This window comes from Microbacterium testaceum (assembly GCF_003075375.1).
GTDB classification, from domain to species: Bacteria; Actinomycetota; Actinomycetes; order Actinomycetales; family Microbacteriaceae; genus Microbacterium; species Microbacterium testaceum_E.
Genome location: NZ_QDFT01000010.1, coordinates 82,858 through 92,893, shown reverse-complemented (window position 1 = coordinate 92,893; position 10,036 = coordinate 82,858). Strand labels below are relative to the sequence as shown.

Genomic DNA, 10,036 nt, shown 5'->3' with positions numbered 1-10,036 from the left:
CGTGAGGCTGAYGCGCTCGACAACGCGCCGTCCGTCGACACCGGCGAGGTGCTCGAGCGCATCAGCCTCACGTGCGCTGACGTCGTGCAGTTCGCCACGATCGACGGTGCGCACGCCGCGGGTCTCGCGGGCACCACAGGGTCGATCGCGGTGGGCAAGGCCGCCGACATCGTCGTGCTGGACGACCGCTCGCTCGCCCTCACGCCGCTGAACAACCCCATCGGCAGCCTCGTCTACTCGGCGCACCCGGGTCTCGTGCGCGACGTGTTCGTGCAGGGGCGCCGCGTGAAGAAGGACGGCGAGCTCGTCGGCGTCGACATCGCCCGGCTGAAGGCGGATGCCGAGTCCTCCCGCAGCTACCTGCTCGGCGAGATGCCCGAGGCGCGCCTCGACGGCACCTGGCACCCCGCCCTGGTGACGGCATGACCGATCTCGCCGTTCCCGCGCGCATCGCGCCGAAGGACCACGGGTCCACGGCGCGGATGGTGCTGGCGTGGCCGGGGACCCGGGCGCTCATCGCCGTCGCGGCGCTGTTCCTGATCAGCCCGCTGATCGCGCCAGGCAGCGTCGGGCCCACGGCCATCGTGTCGATGCTGCCGTTCGCGGCGCTCATCGCGATCGTCGCGATCGGGCAGACGCTCGTCATCCAGCAGGGCGGCCTCGATCTCTCGATCCCGGGCGCCGTGACGCTCGGCGCGCTGATCGTGGCCCGCTTCGGCGGCGACGACGCGCTCGGCCTCCCCGCGGCGATCACCGCGGCGATCGTGGTCACGGCGGCGTTCGGCCTCGCCAGCGGCCTGGTCATCACGCTGTTCGGTCTCCCGCCGCTCGTCGTCACCATCGCGGTGAACGCGCTGATGATCGGCACCGTCCAGGCCCTGTCCGGCGGATTCGCCACCCAGAGCCCGGACGCGCTCAACCAGTTCGCGCTCAGCCGCTGGGGTGGCATCCCGGTCCTGGTCTTCTTCGCCCTCGTGCTGACGCTCGCCGTCCACGTCGTACTGAAGCTCACCCGCCTCGGCCGCCGGTTCGAACTCGTCGGTGAGAACCCCCGCAGCGCCGCGAACCTCGGGATCGGGACGCGCGGATACACGATCGTCGCCTACGTGCTCTCGGCCGCGCTCGCCGCCGTCGGCGGGGTGCTGCTCGCGGGCCTCCTGCGCACGCCCACGCTCACCGCCGGCGAGGACTACCTGCTGCCGTCCATCGCCGCGGTCGTCCTCGGTGGTACCGCCCTCACGGGCGGCCGGGGCAGCGTCGTCGGCACCGCGCTCGGCGCGCTCTTCCTGGCCCAGCTGACCCAGCTCGTCCAGACGTTCACGCAGGCCACCGCCGTGCAGAACATCGTGCAGGCGCTCATCATCGGCGTCGGCATCGTCGCCCAGCTCCAGCTGGGCGGCTCCACCTCCCGCATCCGGAACCTCATGCGACGGCGTCCGGGAGCCTGACACCGGCTCATTCCCGACCGCGACCCGCCCGGGTCGACGGGCGATCCGTCGCGCCCGCAACCCGTCCCCGCCTACCCGATCACCACTCGAAGAGGAGTACCCCCAATGATCACCACAGCACCCGCACGGCGAGCAGGTCTCGCCGTCCTCGCGCTCGGCGCGCTCGTCCTCGCCGGCTGTTCCTCCACGAACAGCGCCGGCGGCGGCAGCTCCGAGGGCGCCAGCAACCTCACCGGCGACATCGCCGCCGGCAGCACGGGCACGGTCGACCAGTTCACCGACATCTCGGCCGTCTGCCCCACGGACGGCAAGAAGGTCTCGGTCGGCGTCGTCGACGGCTACGGCACCAACACGTGGTCCAAGACCGTCCTCGCCGAGATCCAAAGTGAGGCGGCCAAGTGCTCCGCCATCTCGGGCGTCGAGTTCATCGCCGGTCGCGGCGACCTCGAGGCCACGACCTCGGGCATAACGAGCCTCGCCGCCAAGGGCACGAACATCATCCTCGTCATCCCCGACGCCGGTCCCGGTGAGGCGCACCTGCCCGCGATCCGCCAGGCCACCCAGGCGGGTTCCACGGTCGTCGCCTTCGCGTCCGACCCGCAGGGCACCGCGGGCACCGAATACCTCGACTACACCGACCAGATCCCCGCGTTCGTCGGCAAGTCCAAGGCGCAGTGGATCGTCGACCAGCTGGGCAGCGCCGGCGGCAACGTCGTGTTCTTCGGCGGCCCCTCGGGCGCCCTCGTCTCGACGCAGGAGTTCGCCGGGGCCAAGGAGGTCTTCGACGCCAACCCGCAGGTCAAGCTCGTGAACAGCGAGCCGATCTGGACCAACTGGGACCCGGCGCAGGCACAGCAGGCGATGGCCGGCGTCCTCTCGCAGGGCACGCCGATCAACGCGATCATCGCCGACTACGGCGCCTCCGCCTCGGGCGTCATCCGCGCCTACGAGGCCGCGGGTCAGCAGCTGCCGATCCTCACCTCGACCGACGACAACTCCCTGAGCTGCGGCTACGCCGACCTGAAGGCGAAGAACCCGGGCTACGAGCTCGCAACGGTCTCGTCGCGCACCTGGATCGGCCGCGTCGCGCTCCGCAAGGCTCTCGCCGCCGTCGCCGGGAAGTCCGACACCGAGCCCTCGCTGTACGAGCTCGCGCTGTTCGAGGACTCCACCGGCAAGACGGCCGATGCGGTGACGCCCGACAAGGCGTGCCTGTCCTCCGCCCCGTCGGACGCCACGCCGTCGACGCTGCTCACCTCCGCCGAGATCACGAAGCTGTTCGGCTGATGAACGAGACCCCCACGACCGTGGTATCCGCGCTCACCCTCTCGGGCATCACCAAGACCTACCCCGGTGTCACCGCGCTGGATGCGGTCTCGGTCGACATCGCCGCCGGTCGCGTGCACGCCGTACTGGGCGAGAACGGCGCCGGGAAGTCCACCCTCGTGGGGATTGCGGCGGGATCGGTGGTGCCGGATGCCGGCACCATCGGCCTCGCCGGGCGCGAGTTCGATCGCATCCGTCCCGCCGAGGCGCGGGAGTCCGGGCTCGCCATCGTGTACCAGATCCCCGCTCTCGCTCCCTCCTTGAGCGTGGTGGATGCCGTGCTCCTGCTGCTCCCCGCGAGCAAGCGCCCTTCCCGCCGCACGGCGGCCGCCTGGGTCACCGCGCACTTCGAGCGCCTGTCGCTGAAGATCGACCCGCACGCCCTCGTGTCGTCGCTGTCGCTGCGCGAGGCGCACCTCGTCGAGATCGCCGCCGCCCTGGCATCCGACCCTCGTGTGCTGGTCCTCGACGAACCGACCGAGGCGCTCGGGCCCGAGGAGACGGCGTGGCTGTTCGCCCAGGTCCGCGGGCTGCTCGAGAAGGACGTCGCGATCGTGTACATCACCCATCGGATCCCCGAGGTGATGGAGATCGGCGACGACCTCACCGTGCTGCGCGACGGCCGCGTCGTCGGGCGCGGCTTGGTCGCGGACTTCACCGCGGATCAGGTGGTCGAGCTCATCGTCGGGCGCTCGCTCGAGACGACGTTCCCCGACAAGCCCGCGGCGACGCCCGCGACGGCGACGCCCGCGCTGGAGGTCCTGGAACTCAGCGGCCCCGGGTACGACAACGTCTCGTTCTCGGTGTACCCCGGCCAGATCATCGGTCTCGCCGGCGTCGAGGGCAACGGCCAGCGCCGTGTGCTCCGCGGCATCGCCGGCGGGGGCGCGACGGGCGGCCGGGTCCTCGTGAACGGCGAGAAGATCTCGACGCGCTCGCGCCGGTCGGCGTCGTCCGCGGGGGTCGTGTTCCTCCCGGGCGATCGCATCGGCGAGGCGATGTTCGGCAAGATGTCGATCCGCGAGAACGCCGTCGCCGGAGCGCTCCGCGCCGCGATGCCCGGCGGCTTCGTCCGGCGCAGCCGCGAATACGAGCTGACCCGCGAGGGCGTGTCCGGCCTCGCCGTGAAGACACCGCACTTCGAGGTGCCGGTCGCCGCGCTCTCGGGCGGCAACCAGCAGAAGGTCCTGCTGGCCCGCGGGCGCCTCGGTGACCCGAAGGTTCTGCTCGTCGAAGACCCCACGCAGGGTGTCGACGCCGGCGCGCGCGTGGACATCTACGCGTTCCTGCGCGAGCTCGCCGCCTCGGGCGTCGCGGTCGTCGTGCTGTCGACGGACGCCGTCGAGCTCGAGGGCCTGTGCGACCGAGTCGTGGTGTTCTCGCGCGGCCGCGTGCAGACGACCCTCATCGGCGACGAGGTCGACGAGCGCGCCATCACGGGCGCGGCGGTCATGTCGCACGAGACGGCGTCCATCGAGGTCGCCCGCGACCCGCGTCGACGCTCGCGCGGCTTCCTGGCGGGAGAGACGCAGGCCGTCGTGCTCCTCGGGCTCGCGGTCGCACTCTCGGTTGTGGCGTCGTTCGCGTCCTCGGCGTTCCTGAGTCCCCTCAGCATCAGCCAGTTGCTGGCGGCGACGAGTGTCCTCATGTTCGTGGGGCTCGCGCAGCTCGTCGTCGTCATGACGGGCGGCATCGATCTGAGCATCGGATCGGTGACGGCGCTGTCGTCGGTGATCCTGTCGTTCTTCGCGCAGCAGGGCATCGGCTACTTCCTCGTCGGCCTCGTGCTGGCGCTCGCCGCGGGTGCCGCGGTGGGGTGGGTCAACGGCCTGCTCGTCACGCGTCTCTCGCTGCCGCCCGTGATCGCGACACTGGTGAGCTCGATCGCGGTGCTGGGCCTCGCCCAGGTGCTGCGTCCGAGCCCGGGCGGAGCCGCCCGCGCCGACGTCCTCACGACCCTCGGCCTCGCGATCGCGGGGGTGCCGATGATCCTGGCCCTGGCCGTGGCCATCGCGGTGGTCATGTGGTTCGTCATCCAGCGCACGCGCGGCGGTCGTGCCCTGCGGGCCGCGGGTTCCGACCCGGTCAAGGCCAACCGCATGGGTGTGCGGGTTCCGCGGACGCGGCTCCTGGCCTCCGTCACCGCCGGCGTCCTCGCGGCGCTCGCCGGGCTCGCGGTGTACTCGCGGTCGGGCATCGGCGACGCCAACGCGGCACAAGCGCTCACGCTCACCTCGGTCACCGCGGTGGTGATCGCGGGGGCTAGCATCTTCGGCGGTTCGGGGTCGGCCCTCGCGGTCGCCGCGGCCGGGCTGCTGCTGCAGACCGTCACGAGCGCGCTGGCGTTCCTGTCGCTCGGGCTGTCCTGGCAGTACTGGATCCAGGGTGCGTTCGTACTCTTCGCCGCCGTCGTCCCGCTCGTCATGGCGCTCGTGCGCCGCGGTCGCTCGCCGGGCACGCGGGCCGGTTGACCCACCGCCCCCATCGGAACCCCTCGAACCTCTCAGGAAGGCCATCATGAAGAACACCGGAACCACGGGCACCAACGGTGTCGACTGGGAGGCGCGCGTCGACTTCGACCGCCTCCGCGACGAGCGCCTCGCGCGCGTGAAGGCGGAGCTCGAGCGCTCCGAGCTGGGCGCGGTGCTCGCCTTCGACTTCTCCAACATCCGCTACATGACCGCGACGCACATCGGCACGTGGGCGATGGACAAGCTCATCCGATTCAGCCTGCTGACTCGCAACACCGACCCGATCTCGTGGGATTTTGGATCCGCGGCTAAGCACCACGCGTTGTACAACCCGTGGCTGGACGTGACCTCGTCCGAGATGGATGCCGATCCCCACGCGCCGCACGAGGGGACCAAGCGTCCACGGCTCGAGTCAGGGGCGCGGGCGGGCATCTCGACCCTTCGCGGAGCCTTCCCGCCGGATGCCGGGATCGCCGAGGAGGTCGCGCGCAAGATCAAGCGCGAGCTGGAGAAGTTCGGGGTCGCCGACCAGCCGCTCGGCGTCGATGTCATCGAGCTCCCAATCCTCTTCGCGCTCCAGCAGGTCGGCATCCGGGTCGTCGACGGTCAGCAGGTCTTCATGGAGGCCCGGCGCATCAAGACGAACGACGAGATCCGGTTGCTCACGCAGGCGGCGTCGATGGTGGACGCGGCGTACGAGGACCTGTACCGGTTCCTGCGCCCCGGCGTCCGCGAGAACGAGGCCGTGGGGCTCGTCGCCAAGACGCTGTACGACCTCGGGTCCGAGTACGTCGAGGGCGTCAACGCGATCTCGGGTGAGCGCTGCTCCCCGCACCCGCACGTGTTCTCCGACCGGCTGATCCGGCCGGGCGACCCCGCGTTCTTCGACATCCTGCACAGCTGGAACGGCTACCGCACGTGCTACTACCGCACTTTCGCGGTGGGCTCCGCGAGCACGAAGCAGAAGGATGCCTACACTCGGGCCCGCGAATACATGGACCGAGCGATCGCCCTCGTGCGTCCCGGTGCCACGACCGCCGACATCGTCTCGGTGTGGCCGACGGCGCAGGAGTTCGGCTTCGCGGATGAGGAAGCGGCGTTCGCCCTGCAGTACGGCCACGGGGTCGGCCTGTCGATCTGGGAGAAGCCGATCTTCTCGCGGCTGGTGTCGTTCGACCACCCCGAGGAGCTCAAGGAGGGCATGGTCTTCGCTCTCGAGACGTACTGGCCCTCGGCGGACGGATGGGGCGCCGCACGTATCGAGGAGGAAGTGGTGGTGACCGCCGACGGGTGCGAGGTCATCACGAAGTTCCCCGCCGAAGAGTTGCTGATCGCTGGTCCGCGATACATCGCGGTCGGCGGCCCGCTGAACAACCAGCGCGACTCGCAGTCGCACCTGAACACGACGTGGGGCCGCGGGGAGGCGTGATGGCGTCGGTCGGATTCCTCGGCCTCGGCTCGATGGGGGCGGCGCTCGCTCGCCGCCTCGTCGACGCCGGTCACGACGTCCACGTGTGGAATCGCTCGCGTGGGCCGGTCGACGATCTCGTCGCGGTCGGGGCCGTGGCCTGTGCGACGCCCGGCGAGGCGCTCGCGCACCCCGTGTCGTTCTCGATGCTCGCCGACGACACCGCGGCGCTCTCCGTCCTGGATGCCGAGTCCGTGGCATCCGCGACGGGTGGGGTGCACGTGAACATGGCGTCGATCAGCCCCGCCGGGGCGGGGGAGCTGCAGCGGAGGTTCGCGGCGGCCGGGGCGCGCTACGTCGCCGCTCCGGTGCTCGGTCGCCCCACCGTCGCGGCGGAGGGCAAGCTCAACGTCCTCGTCGCGGGGGCGGCCGACGACGTCGCCGAGGTCGAGCCGTTCCTGCGGGTGTTCGCCGCGCGCCTGTGGCCGCTCGGTGCGGAGCCGTCGACCGCGAACGCCGTGAAGATCGCGGTGAACTACGACATCATCCACGCGATCCAGGCGATCGGGGAGTCGGTCGCCCTCGTCGAAGCGCGCGGCGTCGACCCCGGACTGTTCGTCGAGATCCTCACGTCGACGCTGTTCGCCGGGGTCGTGTACAGCGGCTACGGCGGGATGATCGCGCGGCAGGCGTACGACCCGCCCGGATTCGACGTGGCCCTGGGCTACAAGGATCTCCTGCTGAGCGCCGAGATCGCGGGCGAGACGGGGACGCACCTGCCGACGCTCGCCGCGCTCACTGCGGTGTTCGAGCGGGCGCTCGCCGAACCCGACCTCGTCCGCCTCGACTGGGGCGCGGCGGCCGAAGTCACCCGGCGGGGCCTCCTGCCGGCATCCGATGACGAACGAGAAGGAGGTGCGGCATGAGCCGCAGGTATCTGGTGGTGGGGGGTACGTCCGGGATCGGACGCGAGATCGTCGCGTCGCTCGCCGCGGACGGCCACGAGGTGACGCTCACGGGCCGTGACCCGATCGCCGCCCAGGCGATCGCCGAGGAGATCGGCCCGAACGTCCGCGGGATCGCGGTCGACATCTCGGAACCGGAGGACATCGCCCCCGCGCTTGCCGACGTCGGCGAACTGGACGGCCTCGTCCTGGCCGCGATCGAGCGCGACGCCAACACCGTCCGCGACTACGACATCGCCCGCGCCCGGCGTCTGGTGACCCTCAAGCTCGTGGGGTACACCGAGACCGTGCACACGCTGCTGGACCGGCTCGTTCCACAGCGCTCGACCGGCATCGTGCTGTTCGGCGGCCGCGCGAAGGACGCGCCCTACCCCGGCTCGGTCACGGTCTCGACGATCAACGGCGGCGTCGAGGGGCTCACGACGGCCCTCGCGCTCGAGCTCGCCCCGCTGCGCGTCAACGCGCTGCACCCGGGCATCATCGGCGACAGCCCGTTCTGGGCCGGGAAGCCCGCGGGGGTCCTCGAGGGCTACTCGTCCCGCACGCCCGGCGGCGAGCTGGCGACGATGAACGACGTGGTGGATGCCACCCGGTTCCTGCTCCACAACCAGGGTGTCTCGGCGACCAACCTCTACGTCGACCGGGGCTGGCGCATCACCTGACGGTCTGCCGAGGGAGTCACGTTGGAACCCCGGTCGGCGGAATGGCCCGGGTTTTTCGCTGTCATCCCTGCTGGCGACTGCTCGCCGGTCTCGCCGCATGTCCACCCCTCGCCACGACCTCTCCGAGGGGTATCGACGAAGTTCGCAAGTCGGCCGGACGTGGAAGTATGGCGTCACGAGTGAGGCCGAGGAGAACGCGCCCGCTCGTCTCTCTTCGGTGTGCGGCGTGATGTGAACCTACAGGTTCCTCGCCTGGCACCGTTGGGGCTATTTCGCGGCGCCCATGTTTATATGCGGATACATTTCTGCGTACCGAATTCGGTTTGGTGATCGTCGTTCTGTTATGCGTCGGCCGTGGGTCGGTTCAGGTCGGTGTAGGTGCCCCGGTCTCGCTGACGTTCGCGCGGCGCTTCAATCTCGGCGGACAGCCGGCGAAAGGTTTCTTCCAGGCGACTCGCCAGAGCGCCTCGCTCCCCGCCCATGTCCACCATCCGCAGCAGCCGTTCAGGCCCTTCTCAGCGCGGCAGCAATCGTATGCGGCGAATTTGATCGATGCCCCGAGCGTCTCGCTCTACGGATGCCGCGCGAGGTGGGCCGTCGATGATGACTCGGTCGATGAGCGGTGCTTTCTGCTTCAGGCCGAATCGCCTGACGACGCAGTGGCGCTCCTGCGCATGCATCTCGAGAAGGAGTTTCCTCGAGTGGACCTCCGGGAGATCCGTGTCGAGATGGACGACTCGCGGTTGGAGACCATCGTCAGTCATTTCAGTGTGTTCACCACGTCACGCGTGTCGCAGCTCGACGAGTACGATTTCATCGACTCGTTTCGCCTAGGTCCAGTCATCGAACCATCGTGAGTGGCTATGCAGTCCGGTGACGGATGCCGATCAAGCAGGCGTCTGCCGTCCAAAAGCACTGCCGAAATTTGCGTTGAACACCCTGATCCGGTCGATGTCGGTAAGTGTCGTTCCGGCCCGTACGCGGGTTCGTGGGTGATGGGTACTTCCGAGTCCGTTATCGAAGCGGCGATGGATCAGGCTATGGATGAGTGGGACGGAAACTCTAAGCTCATTCCCGCCACGCACGAGGTCAAGAGCATCGCGGCGAGTGAGGGCAGGTTTGAGAACGTACTCGACTTCTAATAGCTGAACTCGGAGCCCCAAGTCGATTGGGTGGACCACGGGTTAGCAGAACTGGCTCGCGCCGTGTTGTTCGATAACACCGGCTTTGTTCGACAGCGAAGGTTTTTGGGGTTGAAATCCAATGTCGTGCTTCCGCCGATGGAAGCGGTCCGCCTCGCTTCTTGCCCTCACCCTCTCAAGCTGCAGTCGGTGAGGTCCGTGCTCACCTTCAAGACTCAGGCGGACTCTCTCTTTCCGCAACTCGTAAATTTCCCCGCGGAAGACTGGTCGCGGATGGCGGAAATTTGCTGGAGGGGGATTTTGTCGAGGTGTCTCGACGAGGGTGGTTCGCCATCGAGGTGGACTTCGGTGAGCAGGATGTGGACCTTGCCGATGCGCGCCGGGTCAAAGCGGCCGCGCTTGCTGGTCACCCTGTGAAGCGAGCGAAGCAGCTCGAAGAGACGGAGATCTGTTTGGGGTTCGTGCCGCACGGTGTGTCGGTCGTGAACGACCCCGATCCGGTCTCGCCCTGGGAGTGGGCGCGTGACCTTCAGGACTGGCCGGCCGCAAGCGGATGAGTTGAGCGAGGGCCTCGATGCGGACGGGAGGAGGTGTGCGCGATAGCCCCGGGTACT

The 10,036-nt window shown here is 69.4% G+C and carries 9 protein-coding genes; all 9 read left to right on the top strand.

Features of this window, described 5'->3' with window-relative positions:
• Positions 1 to 426, top strand: a 426-nt coding sequence (locus DC432_RS06180) for an amidohydrolase family protein (RefSeq protein WP_165801198.1), incomplete at its 5' end; no start/stop codon positions are given.
• A complete protein-coding gene (locus DC432_RS06175) occupies positions 423 to 1,448 on the top strand; it encodes an ABC transporter permease (protein ID WP_116537117.1) in 1,026 nt (341 codons plus the stop codon). The genes DC432_RS06180 and DC432_RS06175, both read left to right, overlap by 4 nt.
• A 105-nt stretch (positions 1,449 to 1,553) precedes the next feature.
• Positions 1,554 to 2,735 carry a substrate-binding domain-containing protein gene (locus DC432_RS06170; RefSeq protein WP_116537116.1) on the top strand — a complete coding sequence of 394 codons (1,182 nt, stop codon included), beginning with the start codon at positions 1,554 to 1,556 and terminating at the stop codon, positions 2,733 to 2,735.
• Positions 2,735 to 5,245 carry an ATP-binding cassette domain-containing protein gene (locus DC432_RS06165; RefSeq protein WP_116537115.1) on the top strand — a complete coding sequence of 837 codons (2,511 nt, stop codon included), beginning with the start codon at positions 2,735 to 2,737 and terminating at the stop codon, positions 5,243 to 5,245. Before DC432_RS06170 ends, DC432_RS06165 begins: the two co-directional genes overlap by 1 nt.
• Before the next feature lie 46 nt (positions 5,246 to 5,291).
• Positions 5,292 to 6,674 (top strand): M24 family metallopeptidase, encoded by a 1,383-nt coding sequence (locus DC432_RS06160; RefSeq protein WP_116537114.1) that lies wholly within the window; start codon positions 5,292 to 5,294, stop codon positions 6,672 to 6,674.
• Positions 6,674 to 7,579 (top strand): NAD(P)-dependent oxidoreductase, encoded by a 906-nt coding sequence (locus tag DC432_RS06155; RefSeq protein WP_116537113.1) that lies wholly within the window; start codon positions 6,674 to 6,676, stop codon positions 7,577 to 7,579. Before DC432_RS06160 ends, DC432_RS06155 begins: the two co-directional genes overlap by 1 nt.
• Positions 7,576 to 8,280 carry an SDR family NAD(P)-dependent oxidoreductase gene (locus DC432_RS06150; protein ID WP_116537112.1) on the top strand — a complete coding sequence of 235 codons (705 nt, stop codon included), beginning with the start codon at positions 7,576 to 7,578 and terminating at the stop codon, positions 8,278 to 8,280. The genes DC432_RS06155 and DC432_RS06150 overlap by 4 nt, the downstream gene beginning before the upstream one ends.
• Positions 8,281 to 8,606: 326 nt before the next feature.
• Positions 8,607 to 9,137, top strand: coding sequence for a hypothetical protein (locus DC432_RS06145; protein ID WP_116537111.1), 531 nt, complete (start codon positions 8,607 to 8,609; stop codon positions 9,135 to 9,137).
• Between the two features lie 569 nt (positions 9,138 to 9,706).
• Positions 9,707 to 9,979 (top strand): hypothetical protein, encoded by a 273-nt coding sequence (locus tag DC432_RS06140; RefSeq protein WP_116537110.1) that lies wholly within the window; start codon positions 9,707 to 9,709, stop codon positions 9,977 to 9,979.
• The last annotated feature ends 57 nt before the right edge of the window (positions 9,980 to 10,036 follow it).